The following is a 15,239-nucleotide window of genomic DNA, read 5'->3' as shown; positions in this document are numbered from 1 at the left end:
CCTTCCCGGCGAGCTGGGCGAGCAGGCGCTCGCGCGTGGTGTCCGCGGTGCCGCCGGTCCAGACGAGCGCGCCGTCGGTGATAACGCTGACGGTGTCGGCGACGGCGAAGACCTCATCCATGCGGTGCGAGACGAAGAGCACGGATGCCCCGTCCGCCGCCAGCTCGCGACTGATGCGCAGCAGGTTCTCGGCGTCGGGCTGGTCGAGCGACGAGGTGGCTTCGTCGAGGATGAGAAGCCGCGGGTCGTTGCCGAGCGCCCGCGCGATCTCGACGAGCTGCAGCTGGGCGAGGCTCAGGGTGCGGCAGGGGGCCCCGAGCGGCAGGTCGATGCGGTAGCGATCGAGGATCTCGGCGGCGCGGGCGTTGAGCCGGCGCTCGCTGATCGTGCCGAGGATCGTACGGGGATAGTGGCCGAGCATGATGTTCTCGGCCACGGTGAGTGCCGGCAGCACCGACAGCTCCTGGAAGACGGTGATGATGCCTGCTCGCGCGGAGGCGGAGGTGCTGCCGGGAGCGACGGTGCGCTCACCGGCGAGGACGGCGCCCTCCGTGGGCGAGACCGTGCCCGACAGCAGCTTGACGAGCGTGCTCTTGCCGGAGCCGTTCTGCCCGAGGACCGCGTGCACTTCGCCGGGGGCGAAGGCGAGCGACACGTCGGAGAGGGCGCGGACCGGCCCGTAGGTCTTGGTGAGTCCGGAGACGGCGAACCCGCCGGGGGCGGTGGCCCGCGGAGACCGGCTGGTCTCCGCGGGCGCCGCTCCCTCGTGCAACGAGGCAGACATCGGTGTGGTTCCTTACTTCTGGACCATGTAGTTCGTGTACAGGTCCTGCTCGGCGACGATCGGGACATCCACGTGGGAGCCGGCCGGGGTGTTGAGCTTCAGATAGGTGTCGAGGTTCTCGTTGGTGATGAGCTCGTGGCTCAGCACCGGCTCACGGTCCTTCATCTCCCAGCCCTGGCGGAGCTTCACGCCGGCCCAGAGCGCGTCGAGCACGATGGCGGGCGACACGACGATGCCGACGGTCTGGTAGCCGCGCTCATCGCGAAGCTTGGCCCACGTCTCGAGGAACCCACCGAGGCCGTCACCGACGATCGGAGGCAGCTGCAACCCCTCGTCGTCGAAGGCGCTCGCGATGCTCGGCGCCATGCTGCCCTGCGTCCAGACGGCGGCGATGTCCTTGTTGTTGGCAAGGACGGTGGCCATCTTCTGCTTGGCGGTGGCGCCGTTCCAGTCGGCGTACTCCTTGATGACCGTGATGCCGGGGTACTTCGCGAAGACGTCGGAGGCGAGCTTCTCGCGGGCGTCCGAGAGCGGGGCGCCGGCGGTGCCGTTCATCATCACGACGGTGCCCTTGCCGCCGATGAACTCGGCGAGCTTCTCGGCCGTGCCGGCCGAGATGAGCTGCTCGTCCTGGTACATGTTCACGGACTTGGTGCTGGTGATCGGGTTGTCGAAGCTGACCACGGTCACGCCGCGGGCGATGGCGGCATCCACCACTCCGTTGAGCGCGTCCGCCGAGGCGGCGTCGATGAGGATGAGGTTCGCGCCCTGGTTGACCATCGTCTGGATCTGCTGGGCCTGGGTCGCGGCCGTGCCGTCGGCGTTCTGGATGATGTAGTCCGAGATGACGCCTTCCTGCTTGAGGGTGGTGGCCTCGGCCTCGAAGTCCTTGAGCATCTGCGGACGCCAGACCGAGTCGACGTTCGAGTTGCTCAGGCCGACGACGATCTTCTCGCCGCCGGAGGTCGACGAGCCGGATGCGGTGCCCGCACATGCGGAGAGGGCGAGGGCACCGGCCGCGACAGCCGCGACGGCTGCAAGTCGGAGCTTCTTCATGGGGGATTCCTTCGTGTGTATGGGACAACGGGTGTGGTGCACGGAGGTGGAGCAGGTTCGTAGGGGTGTCAGAGCATGACGTCGCCGCCGGTCGCGTTCATCACGGCGCCGGTGTAGTAGGCGCCGCCGGCGGAGGCGAGCAGCACGGCGGTGGGGGCGATCTCGTCGACGCTGCCGGCGCGCCCGAGGGGCACCTCGGCGAGCTTGCGAGCGACGACGTCGGCGGGGAGCGACGCGAGCATCTCGGTGTTGATCGGACCGGGGGCGATCGTGTTGGCAGTGATGCCGTGCGGGGCGAGCTCGCGGGCGATCGCCCGCATGAAGCCGTGCACGCCGGCCTTCGCCGCGCAGTAGTGGGGCATACCGACCGAGCCGATCATGCCGAGGTTCGAGCCGATGCTGATGATGCGGCCCGACTTCTGCGGGATCATGACGCGCGCGGCGGCGCGGGTGCAGTGGAAGACACCGGTGAGGTTCACCGCGATCATCCGCTCCCACTGATCGTCGCTCATCTCGGTGATGGCGCCGGTGTTGTCGATGCCCGCGTTGTTGACCAGGATGTCGAGGCGGCCGTGCTGCGCGACGATCTCAGCGAAGATGGCGTCGACGCACGCGGAGTCGGTGACATCGATGGCCGCAGCGGATGCCCCGGGGATGTCGGCGGCCGCTGCCGTGGCACGGGCGGCGTCGACATCAGCTACCACGACTGTGGCACCCTCGGCGGCGAAGTGCGCCGCGATGGCCCGGCCGATGCCGCCGGCGGCGCCGGTGACGAGGGCGACCTTTCCGTCGAGGAGCGGCTCGCGGTAGCGGATCTCTGCGGGGGACATGCGGACCTTTCGATCCGGCTGGCGGTCAACCGGATAAGTAGCATGCTACCCATCACCCACCACCGTCTCCCCCGGGGGAGTGAGTGTTTTACCCGACCGAAACAGACATGTAACATGCCACTCTCATCCGAAGAGAGCGGGCAACAGCACCGAACCGACCACCAGCACCGGCACGGCGAGCACTGTCGTGAGCGACACGGCGTCGCGGGCGAGGGTCGTGGCGGACTCGTAGCGCGATGCGTAGACGTAGACGTTCTGCGCTGTGGGCAGTGACGCGCAGAGCACGGCCGCCATGAGGTCTTTGCCTGCCAGCCCGAAGACGAGCGTCCCCACGATCGTGGCGACGATCGGCGCGGCGAACGACTTCAGTACGACGGCGACGAGCGTCTGCGCCACGGCGCCGCGCCGCAGCGGAAGCCCGTGGCGCTGCAGCCCCATGCCGAACGCGAGCAGCATGATCGGCACCGTCGCATGCCCGAGCAGCGAGAACGGCTCGAGGATCGCGTCGGGCAGTACGAGCCCGCTGGCGCTCACGGCGACGCCGGCAAGCGAGGCGACCACGATCGGATTGCGGAACGGACGCAGCAGACGTTGTCCGATGGACTGCCCGACACCCGAGGCGATGTCGAGGATCGCCATGCTCACGGGGGCGAGGATGATGAGCTGGAACAGCATCACGGGCGCGATGAGAGTGGCGCTGCCGAGCACATAGGTCGCCACCGGCAGCCCGAGATTCCCCGCGTTCACGTACCCGCTCGCGAGACCGCCGACGACGGCGGTCGGCACGCCCCAGCGCGCGACCGCCGCGACGATCGCGAAGACGGCGATGCCGAACAGCGCCGCGATGGCAACGGTGGCGAGCGAGACGCTGAAGATCGAGTCGATGCGGCTGGTCGAGAGCAGGTAGAACATCAGCGCCGGTGTGCCGAGCGTGAACGCCACCATCGAGAGCACGCGTTCCGCGTTGTCGGGGAGCAGTCGCATCCGCCCCACGACGAAGCCGAGGAGGATGAGCGAGCCCACCACTCCGAAGCCGATGAGCACACCCGACACGCGAACCTCGATCCGATCGGCGACGTTCACCGAGTCATGTAGCATGCTACATACACACGAGAGTGGACCCTTCACTCTTCACTGGGGGCTCGAGGAGGGAACCTCGTCATGACGTCGCTCGCAAAGGTGCGCACACAGGAAACACTTACATCGCAGGTCGTCACCTCGATCCGCGCCGCCATCAAGGACGGCACGATGCCGGGCGGCGTGCTGCACTCGGTCGGCTCGATCGCCGACCAGCTCGGCGTCTCCCGTACGCCCGTGCGCGAGGCAGTGCTGCAGCTCGCGAACCTCGGGCTCGTGGAGATCCAGAAGAACCGCGGCTTCATCGTCATCGAGCATGACCCGGCCGATCTCGAGCGCATCTTCCAGATCCGCTCGTGGCTCGAGGTGCCGGCCGCGGGCCTCGCCGCCCAGGCCGACGCGAAGGCCAAGCAGCGCATCCAGCACGCCTACGACCGCATGCTCGAGGTCGCCGCCGCCGGCCGCTCCGCCGACCTCGAGCGCTACGACGCCCAGTTCCACTCCGCGATCCTCAGCGCCACCGGCAATGCGCGACTCGCGAGCATCGTCGACGACCTGCGCGACCTGCTGATCAACCGTCGCCACACCACGACCGACCGCCTCCACAGCCCGATCGACATCGCCCACGATCACGACGAGATCCTGCGCGGCATCATGACGGGCGATTCGGCTCTGGCCGAGGCCGCGATGCAGGAGCACCTCAGCCGAATCCGCGGCGACGTGCTCCACATCCTCGCGACGTCGTAGCCGACACGTCAAACGGCGGTGATCGCGCCGGTCACGAGGCCGACGAGCTCCTCACCGGAGACGTCCTCGGTACGCACCCCCTGCACGACGTTGCCCGCTCGCATGACCCACACCTGGGACGAGAGGCGCTTTACCTGCTCGAAGTTGTGCGAGACCACGAGCACCGTCTCACCGGCATCGACGACGCGGCGGATCAGCCCCTCGACTTGAGCGGTCTCCCGCAGCCCGAGCGCCGCCGTGGGCTCGTCGAGGATGATGAGGCCGCGGGCCCACATCACACCCCGTGCGATCGCGACCGCCTGCCGCTGCCCACCGGAGAGGCGTTTGACCGCCCTCGTCACCGACGGCACGTTGACGGCGAGGTCGGCGACGAGACGATGCGCCTCGCGCTTCATCTCGCCGCGGCGGAGGAAACGCAGCGGACCGATGCCGGCGGTGAGCTCGCGGTCCATGTAGAGGTTCTGCCAGATGCTGAGCTGATCGCTCAGCGCGAGATCCTGGTACACCGTCTCGATGCCCGCCGCCCGCGCATGCTTGGGCGAGGAGAAGCGCACGTCCTTCCCATCGATGGTGATCGTTCCGCTGTCGGGCGTGATGAGCCCCGTCAGGCATTTGACCAGCGTCGACTTGCCGGCACCGTTGTCACCGACGATGGCCGTGACCTCGCCGCGACGAGCTGTGAGGGAGGCGCCCTTCAGCGCCTCGACGCTGCCGAACGTCTTGCGGATGTCGCGGAGTTCGACCTTGATGTCGTTCACTTTCGACCTCTCATGAGCATGGCGGCGGCGATCACGACGATGCCGATGACCAGGGGCGAGTAGAAGGCGCTTACGCCGACGAGCGTGAGGCCGGACTGCAGGAATGTCAGGAGGATGGCGCCCAGGATGGGCCCGATGATCGTGGCTCGACCTCCGAAGAGGCTCACCCCGCCGAGCACGACGGCCGCGATCGCCTTGAGCAGGTAGTCGGTATTGGTCGCCGGCTGGCTCGACCCGATGTACGAGGTCAGGAGCACGGCCCCCACCCCGCCCATCAGACCGCAGATGACATACCCGGCGAGCTTGACGCGGGCGACCTTGAGTCCCATGGCGCGGGCGGCGTCGGGGTTGTCGCCGACTGCGAGGAGGTGAGTGCCGAACCGAGTGTGGAACAGCACGATGTGCAGGAGGACACCGATCGCGAGCGCGATGAGGAAATTGAACCGGATGCCACCCACCGACGTGATGCTGACGAAGGTGAGAGCGCGTTCGGGGATCTGCACGGGCTTGCCCTGCGAGAAGATCAGGCTGAGCCCCATCACGAGGCTCATGCTCCCCAGGGTGACGATGAAGTCGGGGATCCTCACCCAGCCGATGATGACGCCGTTGAGCGCACCGACCGACAGTCCCGTTGCCATCGCGACCAGGCAGCACAGCCATAGCGGCAGTCCGGCCTGATAGGCGAGCCCCATCGTGACGCTGCCCAGCGCGACCGTCGACGCGAGCGACAGATCGATACCGGCGAGCGTCACCGCGAACGTCGCTCCCAGAGCCAGCACGATCGGGATCGTGGAGTCGGCGAGCATGCTCGTCAGGCTCGGCCAGGTGAGGAACTTCGGGTTGACGATGGTGAACGTGACCGTGAGCAGGACGAGTGCCACAGGAGCGGTCGCGCGGGTCCACAGATCCTCGTTCGCGAGGCGACGACGAAGGGTGCGCGTGCTGGCTGTGATCGGATTCGTCGTGTCGACGGGACTGGTCTGGGTGGACATGGGTGAAGATCCCCGATCGTTGCGGATTACTGGAAGGGGTTCGGGACCACGAAGTCCGACGGCGGCGCCGGGAAGGCGTCGAGTGCGGCCTGGGCGTTGTCCTTCGTCACGGTGAGCACGGGCGTCTCGACGCTGGTCGGGATGGTCTTGCCGCTGTGAGCTGCGATGCAGGCCTGCACGGACTGGGCGCCCATCAGGTACGGGAACTGCTCGATCGCCGCCGGCTCACCGCCGGCCACGATGTCCTTGAGCTGGTCTTGGGTGCCGTCGATTCCGATCACCGCGACCTGGCCCTTCTTGCCCGCTTCTTCGACGGCTTGCTGGATGCCGAGGGCCATGTCGCCCGAGGGTGTGAAGAAGCCCTTGATGTTCGGGTTGGCGAGCAGGATCGTGGCGGCCGCGCTCTTCGCCTTCGCCTTGTCGAAATCGGCGGCGACGGTCTGCGTGATCGTCAGAGTGCCGTTGACCGCGTCGGTGAACCCCTTGAGGCGGGCGTTGCTGCCCGGATCGCCGACGAGCCCGCCGATGAGCGCGACGCCGTCACCCTTCGAGAGGAGGTTCATCATCGCCTTTCCTCCGGCCTGACCGGCAGTCTCGTTGTTGGTGCCGACGTAGGTCGTGATGTTCACGCCTGCGGACTTCGCGGCGCTCGTGTCGATCGGCAGGTCCAGGTTGACGATCGGCGTGCCGGCAGCCGAGATCGGAGCGAGTCCGGTCAGCAGGTTGGTCTGGCTTGTGGGGTTGACGATGTAGCAGTCGTAGCCTTCGGTGGCGAGGGCGTTCAGCTTCGCCGCCTGACCCGAGTCGTCGGTGACGTTGTCGGCGGCGACGACCGTCAGCGAGACGCCGTCCTGGGTCGCCTCAGCCTGGGCTCCCTGCGCCATCGCACCGAAGTAGGTGTTGTCGAGCGGCTTCAGCACGAGAGCGATCTTGATGGATCCGGAAGAACCGGTCGATGACGGAGTCGATGACGACGAACAGCCCGCGAGGGCCGTCACTAGAATCGAAGCCGTCGCGACAACGACGAGGCCGGCGCTGCGCTTGCGTACGAAAAGGGACATCTCTTTCTCTCCTTTGAGGGTGGGGATTGGTCCGCCTGTCACGCGGTGACGCGATGGCTGGTTGCAGCTGGGGTTCCCATACACCGCTGCAGCCAGCCGTTCTTCTGCCTGGCCCCGCGTCAGGGCCGTGGGCTCATCCCGGCGAGGAACCGGCGAGGAGCGGCGAAGCCGTGAGCGGCACGCAGCCGCAGGTCGTTCCGAACTCGATGTCAATGTCGACCGTGAGCGTGCGGGGGGCACGCGCCGGATCTGCCGAGCGGTCAGCGAGCAACTCCATCGTGCGCGCGGCCACTTCATGAGCGGGGACGACCCCTTGCGTGGGCTTGAGGCCGGTGTAGGTCGCCTCGCCGATCGAATCGATCGTGGTGACCAGCACATCGCGAGGGATCTGGAGACCCAGCCGAGAGATCGCGGCGATGACGCCCCAGAACATGCGGTTGTTGGTCGTGAACACCCCGAACGGAGGCGTGAGATCGCGGAAGATGCGGATCGCTCCCGCGGCGGCGTCGTCGGGGGTCACGTGCTCACCGGACACCCGTTCGACAAGGCCGGCACGTCGCATCGCCGACTGGTATCCGCGCTCGCGTTCGGCGACGGACGAGACGGATCGACGCCCGGCGACGAGCACGACATCGCGCATCCCGTGATGCCGGACGAGGTGCTCGACCAACCGGTCGGCGGCGCGGTGGTCGTCCGCGAGCACATGATCGGCGAGACCCTCGACGGCGGGCACCGTACGATCGACGATCACCGTCGGAATCTCGTGCACGGCATCGGGGAGGCTGGGCGCTCCGGCCGGAAGGACGATCAGGCTGTCGACTCGCTGCTGACGGAATGTGCGCAGGTATCGTTCCTCCTGCGCCTGCTCCTCGTCGGAGTCGCCGAGGAGCAGGGTCGGACTCGCGGATGTCAATCTCTCCTCGATCGCGCGCGTCAGCAGACTGAAATAGCCGTTGCGCACGTCGGGGATGATCAGGCCCACCGTGCCCGAGCGGCGGGTGCGCAGTCCGGCAGCGGCTGCGTCGCCCACGTAGCTAAGCGCAGCCACCGAGTCCATGACCCGGCGACGCGTCGCCTCGGTGACGTACTGCTCGCCGTTGAGTACGCGGGAGACCGTCTTGACGGAGACCCCCGCATGCTCGGCGATGTCGACGAGCCGTGCCGGCGGTCGGAGCCCGGAGGCTCCTCGTTCGGAACTCATTCGCGCCACCACGAAGGCGATGATCCACGGGTCATAGCTCGTCCTCTCGCCTCTCACGATCGTGCGGCGCTTGTGGCGCCCGGCACGAAGGTCGTCCCGGTCATGTCGACGACATCCGCCGGCGGATACTCTTCCGCATCCCACCAGCCTGCGGCGACGCCGGCGATGAGCGCTGCACCGCGTGAGACTGCTTCACGCTCGGATGCCATCGCGAGGTTGCCCGTCGCCCGGTGCATCTTCGCCTCCACCCAGCGCCGCGAACGCAGTCCCCCGCCGATGAGTAGGGTGCGTCCCGTGACGCCGGCCATGCGTCGCATCTCGACCTCCGCCTGCGCGGCGGCGGCGGCGTACCCCTCGAGGGTGGCCGCCCATGCGACCTCCGGCGCGACCTGCCGGACGTGCTCGGGCACGTCGCCCGCCTGCATCGAGAGCAGGTCCTCGACGGCGAGCGGCTCAGCCTGCACGCGGATGGCCGCGAACTCGATGTCGTTGCGCGTGCCGCCGACATGCTCGAGGAGGGACGACATCGCAAGTCCCGGCCGCAGCGTCTCCCACAGCAGCATGTGCCGCGATGTGCCGGGCCACGCCGTGAGCGTGAGATCGCCCGGAAGGGCGGGCGCCACGGGATGCGGTGCACCCTTCACTGCCTGCCAGCTCACGACCAGGGGCTCCCCGGTTCCGAGCGAGTCGATCACCTCGTTCTTCTCGCCGCCTGCGCCGACCACTCCGACGGGGTGGTCGTGTCCGGCGATCGTGACCGGGATACCCGCGGGCAACCCGCTCCACTCCGCCCCGGGCCCGCCGATGCGCCCGAGCAGGGTGCCCGCTTGGCGTGCCGGCGCCCACGCGATGTGGTCGAGTCCGACGGCGGCGAGGATCTCGCGATCGTATCGATGGGATATCGGATCGTATGCGCCGCTCGTCGCAGCGAGCGACTGCTCCTGCCCGAGGGCGCCCGTGAGTCGCCAGAGCACGACCCCGGCGACGCCCGTCCACGTGCCCTCGACGACGGCTCCTGCCTGCTGGAGCCACCCGAGCTTCGCGATGCTCGTGACGTCTCGCGCCTCTCGTCCGGTTCGCCGCAGGATTTCCGACGCACCGAAACGGGAGAGCAGGGTTTTCACGACCGACGCCCCGCGCCGGTCGTGCCAAGCGACGAGAGGAAGATCGGTCGGGCCGTCGGCGCGAATGGTGGTTCCCGTCTCACCCATGCTGGCGATTCCGACTCCCGCGACCCGGTGTCGCAGCTCACCGAGGTGGGCAACGGCGTCGTGAACGGCGTCGAGCAGAGCAGTCGGAGTCATCTCCACGCCGCTGCGGTTCGCGACGAACGGCGTCGGAGCGGTACCGATGCCGAGCGAGCGTCCGTGTCGATCGACGGCATTCGCCTTGATCGAGGACGTACCCAGGTCGATGCCCAGGAGCAACTCGTCGCGCATGATTCCAGGTCTCCTTCGACGCCGGTTCTGTCTAACGATGGACAAGCTAACAGAGGTCCCCTACTCTGTCTACCGTTGTCAGAAAATCGCAACCCCCGGCTGCGAACAACGTCGTTCATGCGAAGGAGCACTCGTGCCACTCATCACCCTGCGTCAAGCCCTCGATGCCGCCAAAGCCGGCGCGTATGGGGTCGGCGCCTTCAACGTCACCGACCTCGTCCAGGCGGAAGCCGTGCTGGATGCCGCACGGGAGACCGATTCACCCGTGATCCTGCAGACGATCGCGGGTTCCTCCGCCCACGGTGACGAGGGGGCGTTCTGGGAGGCGCTGGTCGCACTCATCCACCGCTACGACGAGGTGCCGGTCGTTCTCCACCTCGACCACGGGGCATCCTTCGAGGACTGCGCGCGAGCGATCGAAGCCGGCTTCACGAGCGTCATGATCGACGGCAGCCTTCTCCCCGACCGCGTCACGCACGCCAGCTTCGAGGAGAACGCCGCACTGACCCGAAAGGTCGTCGAGTACGCGCACGCCCGCGGAGTCTCGGTGGAGGGTGAGCTCGGCACGATCGGCGGCTCGGAGGACGGCGGCGCGACGGTCAAGGAGATCGTGCTCGCCGACCCCGACGAGGCGGAACGCTTCGTCGCCTTGACCGACGTCGATGCACTCGCCGTCGCGATCGGCACGTCCCACGGCGCGTACAAGTTCACCAGCCCGCCCGACGGGTCGGTGCTGCACATGGACCTCATCTCGGCGATTGCGGCGCGCATCCCCGAGACCGCGTTGGTGATGCACGGATCGTCGTCGCTGCCGGCGGACCTGCGTGACGAGATCAATCGGTACGGCGGGAGCCTGCCCGAGTCGTGGGGGGTGCCCGAGGACGAGAAGGCGCGATCGACGAAGCTCGGGGTTCGCAAGATCAACCAGGGCATGGACTCGCACATGGCCTATGCCGCGGCGGCGCGACGCTCCCTCGCCGAGGACGGCCTGACCGTCGACCCGGCCCCGTTCCAGCGGGCCGCACGGCAGGCGATGGAGAAGATCGTCGCTGAGCGCATGCACGTCTTCGGGCAGGCCGGACAGGCATACCGCCACCGCTGATCAGCGCCCGATGTAGCGCCCCGGCCGGTGGTTCATGGCCAGCACCAGGTTCAGCACCACCGCGCCGGCGGCGCTCAGCAGCACTTTGTCCCACGACACGACAAGCAGTCCGGCGGCGATGATGAGCACGTCGAAGACCATCTGCGTCCAACCCGCACGGAAGCCCGTGCGCTCCTGCAGCACGATCGCGATGATGTTGATCCCGCCGAGGCTCGCGCGGTGGCGGAAGATGATGAGCACCCCGACGCCGACCATGAGGTTGCCGCCGAGGGTGCCGTAGACGGCATCGATGTGGCCGAGCTGCAGGAACGCGTGGTGCACGAGGGCGAACCCCGAGACGAGACCGATCGCGACGGCCGTGCGCACCGTGAAGTCCCAGCCCTTCTTCCAGATCGCGAGCACCGCGAACGGCAGGTTCACGATCGCGAAGAGCAGCGGTAACGGCCACGACGTCGCGTAGCCGAGAAGCAGGGCGAGGCCGGCAGTGCCGCCCGTCACTGCGCCGGCCGTCTGCAGCAGGTAGAGGCCGAACGACACCAGGAACGTGCCCGTCACGAGACCGAGCACGTCTTCGAGCAGTGAATGCCTCGTGGCGCTCTTCTCGAAGACGAGCGTGGGCGCCGTCGTCGGATCCGGTTCGACGCCCGTCGATGCGCCGTCCGGGGCGGATGCCGCGTCCCCCGCGCTCACTCGGCCTTTCGCCCTCCGGCCTCCAGCACGTCGCCGGCGGGAAGCTCGTGGTGTCCGCCGAACTGCAGGCGCATCGCCGAGAGCACCTGGTTGGCGTAGTGGTCCTCCCCGCGGGACGCGAACCGCTCGAACAGCGATGCGGCGAGCACCGGCGCGGGCACACCGACGTCGACCGCGGCCTTCACGGTCCAACGGCCCTCACCCGAGTCGGAGACACGGCCGGCGAGCCCGTCGAGGGTGGGGTTCTCGGCGAGGGCGGCGGCGGTGAGATCGAGCAGCCACGACGAGATCACCGAGCCGCGGCGCCAGAGCTCCGCGACCTTCGGGGTGTCGATGGTGAACTGGTAGAACTCGGGCTCCTCGAGCGGCGCGACCTCAGCGGAGTGCTCGGCCTCGCGCACTCCCGCGTCGGCGTTCTTGAGGATGTTCAGTCCCTCGGCGAGCGCGGCCATGATGCCGTATTCGATGCCGTTGTGCACCATCTTCACGAAGTGTCCCGAGCCACTGGGGCCGGTGTGCAGGTAGCCGAGCTCCTCGGGGGCGAGCTCCCCGGTGCGGCCAGGGGTGCGCTCCACGTCGCCCGAGCCGGGCGCGATCGTGCGCAGCACCGGCTCGATGTGCGCGAACGCCTCGTCGGGTCCGCCGACCATGAGGCAGTAGCCGCGTTCGAGCCCGAAGACGCCGCCACTCGTGCCGATGTCGACGAAGTGGATGCCGCTGTCCTTGAGCGCTGCGGCCCGCCGGACGTCGTCGTGGTAGTTCGAGTTGCCGCCGTCGATGATGATGTCCCCCGCCTCGAGGTGGGGGGAGATCTGATCGACGAGGGAGCCGGTGAGACCCGCCGGGATCATCAACCAGACCGTGCGCGGCACCTCGAGCTTCGAGACCAGGTCGGCGAGATCGGATGCCCCGACCGCGCCTTCGGCGACGAGGGCGGCGACGGAGTCTGGGTTGACGTCGTAGACGACGCAGTCGTGTCCGTCCCGCATCAGGCGACGAACGATGTTCGCCCCCATCCGTCCGAGTCCCACCATGGCGATCTGCATCGTCGTTCCCTTCGCGCTCATCCGATGTGCGGCGCTCGGGCGCCGTCGCTCGAGACCCGCGGGAAGTCTATTCCCGCGCCGCGACGGGGGCCCCGGCAGCCCCGGTTCTCCGCGTTCTGTCAAGCCCCGGGACGGTGTGTTCGGGCGGTGGCACGATCGGAGGGAACACGGCGACGGAGCCGGCCCACGAGGCATCCGTTGCGTCGTCCGCTCCGAATGGAGTGCACGGGAATGCATGCGGGTGCATCGGGGTTGATACCGAGTGTTCGGCGGGAGAGCCGCCGCAGGAGGGGAACGTGGGCAAGAACTACGTCGATATCGAAGACGACCGGGGCGAGACGCTGCGCTATCGCAAGCACGTCAACGGTCGCGGCCTGATCGCGAACGGCGCCAAGGTGCACGCAAGCGCCGTCGTCGAGGCGGGCGCCTACATCGAACCGGGTGTGCAGATCGCCGCGGGCGCGCACGTCGGACGCGGGGTGTGGATCGAGAACGACGTCGTCATCGGGCCGAAGGCCGAGATCGCCCCTCACGCGCACATCGGCGCGGGGGCCCGGGTGGGCGCGGGCGCGAAGATCGGCATCCGCACGTACGTCGGTGAGAACGCGCTGGTCGCCGGCGGCTCCCTCATCGGCGACGACCAGACCATCGCCGCGGGCGAGCGCGTCGCGACCGACCGTCGCGGGCTGCGTCTCGCGGCCTGACCGGCCATTCACGCGTGGGCGGATGCCGCGGCATCCGCTCTCTGACCTGGCCGCTGCTCGCCCACCTCGCCGCCGTGGCGCGCGCTCGGCGCGGGAGATCGGGCATGCTGGACGGATGAGTCCGCGCACGCCTGACCGCCGCCCGTCGGGCGCGGGCGCCGGTGGGCGCGGCGCGGGCAAGAAGTCCGGCGCGAAGGGCGGCCGCTCCACCCAGAAGGCGCCGCGACAGACGGCCGCACGACGGCCCGCGCCGACCGCAGAGCCCCCGGCCGCTCCCGCGCCGCCGTTCCGCCTCGGTGCGGTGCCCGGTGCGACGCCCGGCATCTGGATCGAACGCTGGCGCGACCGCCACCCCGACACCCCGCTCGAGCTCGTGCAGCTCGACGTCGCCCGGCAGCAGACCGCTCTCGCGGCCGGCGACGTCGACGCCGTGATCGCCCGCCTCCCCGTCGACCGGGAGCGGTGGCACGCGATCGCCCTCTACGACGAGGTGCCGGTCGTGGTGATGACGGCCGACGCCTCACTATCGGTCGCCGAGCGGCTGGCGGCATCCGATCTGGCCGGCGAGGTGCTGATCGTGCCCGCCGACGACGTGCTCGACCTCGCCGCGACCGCCGCGGCCTGGCCCGTCGAGCGGCCCCGGTTCGCTCCCCCCGCCAGCACCGAGGAGGCCATCGCGACGGTCGCCGCGGGCGTCGGCATCTCCGTCGTGCCCATGTCGCTCGCCCGGCTCCACCACCGCAAGGACATCACCTTCCGCGAGCTCGACGGGGGCCCGCTCGCCCCGGTCGGCCTCGTCTGGCCGCGGGAGGACGCCCACCCGCTGATCGACGCGTTCGTCGGCATCGTGCGCGGGCGCACCGCGCGCTCGTCACGCTGAGACCCGCCGGACGGCCGGCCCGCCCCTCGCCCTAGACTCGCGGGATGGACTCCCGGCCGCTGCTCTTCCTCGGCGCGCGCCCGGAGCAGAACGCGGCCGACGGCGAGTTCGCCGCGTTCGCCGCCGCCGCCGGCGTGTCGCTGGCCCGCCACGACCTCACCCGCTCCCCTCTCCCCGAGGGCGCCCTCGACCGTTACGCCGGGTTCATCGGCGGCGGCAGCCCGTTCAATGTCGGCGACCCCGAGGCCGGCAAGTCCGACACCCAGCGCCGTGTCGAGGCCGACCTCGCCACGGTCGCGGAGGCCGCGGCATCCGGCGCCACCCGAGCGCTGCTCACCTGTTACGGCATCGGCATCGCGACGCGGCTGCTCGGCGGCACGATCGACCGGACGTTCGGCGAGGACACCGGCACGACCGAGGTGACCGTCGGCGCGGATGCCGCCGCCGACCCGGTCTTCGGTGCCCTGCCTGCGACGTTCACCGCCTACACCGCGCACAAGGAGGGGTCGGGGACGACGCCGACGGGGGCGGTCGCGCTGGCGACGAGCGACGGATGCCCGGTGCAGGCCTACCGGGTCGGGTCGCTGTGGACGACGCAGTTCCACCCGGAGCTGACCGCCGACTCGTTCGCCGCGCGCATCGCCGTCTACCGGGACTTCGGCTACTTCGACCCCGACGACTACGCCGCCGTGGTCGCGGGCGTGCGCGCCGCGACCGTCACGGCGCCGACGGCGATCGTCGCGGCCTTCGCGGCGCTGTAGGCGCGCACCCCACCCCTCAGTACCGGTCGCTGGAGAGCACCCGCGCCGACTCGCGGTCGGCGGTCTCGTTGCGCACGCCCGCGCGCGATCCGGCGAGCTTCGCCCGGATGT

The 15,239-nt window shown here is 69.2% G+C and carries 16 protein-coding genes; 5 read left to right on the top strand and 11 right to left on the bottom strand.

Annotated elements, in window-relative coordinates:
- The 4 genes from ABT08_RS09095 to ABT08_RS09080 form a co-directional block, all read right to left on the bottom strand.
- On the bottom strand, positions 1-784 hold a 784-nt coding region (locus ABT08_RS09095; RefSeq protein WP_288114752.1), incomplete at its 3' end, for an ATP-binding cassette domain-containing protein.
- A gap of 12 nt (positions 785-796) precedes the next feature.
- The gene (locus tag ABT08_RS09090; protein ID WP_056518754.1) at positions 797-1,840 is read right to left on the bottom strand and encodes a substrate-binding domain-containing protein; all 1,044 of its coding nucleotides are present in this window, start codon (positions 1,838-1,840) and stop codon (positions 797-799) included.
- A 68-nt stretch (positions 1,841-1,908) separates the two neighbouring features.
- Positions 1,909-2,670 (bottom strand): SDR family NAD(P)-dependent oxidoreductase, encoded by a 762-nt coding sequence (locus ABT08_RS09085; RefSeq protein ID WP_056518756.1) that lies wholly within the window; start codon positions 2,668-2,670, stop codon positions 1,909-1,911.
- Between the two features lie 123 nt (positions 2,671-2,793).
- Positions 2,794-3,753, bottom strand: coding sequence for an AEC family transporter (locus ABT08_RS09080; protein WP_200934393.1), 960 nt, complete (start codon positions 3,751-3,753; stop codon positions 2,794-2,796).
- A gap of 78 nt (positions 3,754-3,831) precedes the next feature.
- Between ABT08_RS09080 and ABT08_RS09075 the strand changes: the two genes are divergently transcribed.
- Entirely contained in the window at positions 3,832-4,494 is a 663-nt protein-coding gene (locus tag ABT08_RS09075) for a GntR family transcriptional regulator (protein WP_056208270.1), read from the top strand.
- A gap of 8 nt (positions 4,495-4,502) precedes the next feature.
- Here the strand turns inward: ABT08_RS09075 and ABT08_RS09070 are convergent, their stop codons facing one another.
- The 5 genes from ABT08_RS09070 to ABT08_RS09050 form a co-directional block, all read right to left on the bottom strand.
- Entirely contained in the window at positions 4,503-5,252 is a 750-nt protein-coding gene (locus ABT08_RS09070; protein WP_045247411.1) for an ATP-binding cassette domain-containing protein, read from the bottom strand.
- On the bottom strand, positions 5,249-6,244 hold the full coding sequence (locus tag ABT08_RS09065) for an ABC transporter permease (protein WP_056518757.1): 996 nt from the start codon (positions 6,242-6,244) through the stop codon (positions 5,249-5,251). The genes ABT08_RS09070 and ABT08_RS09065 overlap by 4 nt, the downstream gene beginning before the upstream one ends.
- A 26-nt stretch (positions 6,245-6,270) precedes the next feature.
- On the bottom strand, positions 6,271-7,305 hold the full coding sequence (locus ABT08_RS09060) for a substrate-binding domain-containing protein (protein WP_162237839.1): 1,035 nt from the start codon (positions 7,303-7,305) through the stop codon (positions 6,271-6,273).
- A gap of 133 nt (positions 7,306-7,438) precedes the next feature.
- Positions 7,439-8,506 (bottom strand): LacI family DNA-binding transcriptional regulator, encoded by a 1,068-nt coding sequence (locus ABT08_RS09055; protein ID WP_056518760.1) that lies wholly within the window; start codon positions 8,504-8,506, stop codon positions 7,439-7,441.
- A 53-nt stretch (positions 8,507-8,559) separates the two neighbouring features.
- Positions 8,560-9,945, bottom strand: a complete 1,386-nt coding sequence (locus tag ABT08_RS09050; protein ID WP_056208255.1) for an FGGY family carbohydrate kinase — start codon at positions 9,943-9,945, stop codon at positions 8,560-8,562.
- A 133-nt stretch (positions 9,946-10,078) separates the two neighbouring features.
- Here ABT08_RS09050 and ABT08_RS09045 point away from each other — a divergent pair, with 133 nt between their 5' ends.
- Entirely contained in the window at positions 10,079-11,047 is a 969-nt protein-coding gene (locus ABT08_RS09045) for a ketose-bisphosphate aldolase (protein ID WP_045247407.1), read from the top strand.
- Here ABT08_RS09045 and ABT08_RS09040 read toward each other — a convergent pair whose 3' ends face one another.
- Entirely contained in the window at positions 11,048-11,737 is a 690-nt protein-coding gene (locus tag ABT08_RS09040; protein WP_288114749.1) for a YitT family protein, read from the bottom strand.
- On the bottom strand, positions 11,734-12,804 hold the full coding sequence (gnd, locus tag ABT08_RS09035; protein WP_245610966.1) for a phosphogluconate dehydrogenase (NAD(+)-dependent, decarboxylating): 1,071 nt from the start codon (positions 12,802-12,804) through the stop codon (positions 11,734-11,736). The genes ABT08_RS09040 and gnd overlap by 4 nt, the downstream gene beginning before the upstream one ends.
- A gap of 275 nt (positions 12,805-13,079) precedes the next feature.
- On the opposite strand from gnd, the gene ABT08_RS09030 reads away from it, so the two are divergent.
- The 3 genes from ABT08_RS09030 (at position 13,080) to ABT08_RS09020 (ending at position 15,128) form a co-directional block, all read left to right on the top strand.
- Entirely contained in the window at positions 13,080-13,487 is a 408-nt protein-coding gene (locus ABT08_RS09030; RefSeq protein ID WP_045247405.1) for a transferase, read from the top strand.
- A gap of 115 nt (positions 13,488-13,602) precedes the next feature.
- Positions 13,603-14,367 (top strand): LysR family substrate-binding domain-containing protein, encoded by a 765-nt coding sequence (locus tag ABT08_RS09025; RefSeq protein ID WP_056518761.1) that lies wholly within the window; start codon positions 13,603-13,605, stop codon positions 14,365-14,367.
- Positions 14,368-14,411: 44 nt separating this feature from the next.
- On the top strand, positions 14,412-15,128 hold the full coding sequence (locus ABT08_RS09020; RefSeq protein WP_288114747.1) for a glutamine amidotransferase-related protein: 717 nt from the start codon (positions 14,412-14,414) through the stop codon (positions 15,126-15,128).
- Positions 15,129-15,239: the final 111 nt, after the last annotated feature.

It is taken from the genome of Microbacterium sp. SCN 71-21 (assembly GCF_001725695.1).
GTDB classification, from domain to species: domain Bacteria; phylum Actinomycetota; class Actinomycetes; order Actinomycetales; family Microbacteriaceae; genus Microbacterium; species Microbacterium ginsengisoli.
Note: the sequence above shows the minus strand (reverse complement) of the source record. Positions and strands in the feature narration are given on the sequence as shown.

Coding starts and splice junctions, on each gene's coding strand:
- ABT08_RS09090 (WP_056518754.1), bottom strand. CDS start 1,840: ATGAAGAAGCTCCGACTTGCAGCCGTCGCGGCTGTCGCGGCCGGTGCC.
- ABT08_RS09085 (WP_056518756.1), bottom strand. CDS start 2,670: ATGTCCCCCGCAGAGATCCGCTACCGCGAGCCGCTCCTCGACGGAAAG.
- ABT08_RS09075 (WP_056208270.1), top strand. CDS start 3,832: ATGACGTCGCTCGCAAAGGTGCGCACACAGGAAACACTTACATCGCAG.
- ABT08_RS09065 (WP_056518757.1), bottom strand. CDS start 6,244: ATGTCCACCCAGACCAGTCCCGTCGACACGACGAATCCGATCACAGCC.
- ABT08_RS09060 (WP_162237839.1), bottom strand. CDS start 7,305: ATGTCCCTTTTCGTACGCAAGCGCAGCGCCGGCCTCGTCGTTGTCGCG.
- ABT08_RS09055 (WP_056518760.1), bottom strand. CDS start 8,506: ATGAGTTCCGAACGAGGAGCCTCCGGGCTCCGACCGCCGGCACGGCTC.
- ABT08_RS09050 (WP_056208255.1), bottom strand. CDS start 9,945: ATGCGCGACGAGTTGCTCCTGGGCATCGACCTGGGTACGTCCTCGATC.
- gnd (WP_245610966.1), bottom strand. CDS start 12,804: ATGAGCGCGAAGGGAACGACGATGCAGATCGCCATGGTGGGACTCGGA.
- ABT08_RS09025 (WP_056518761.1), top strand. CDS start 13,603: ATGAGTCCGCGCACGCCTGACCGCCGCCCGTCGGGCGCGGGCGCCGGT.
- ABT08_RS09020 (WP_288114747.1), top strand. CDS start 14,412: ATGGACTCCCGGCCGCTGCTCTTCCTCGGCGCGCGCCCGGAGCAGAAC.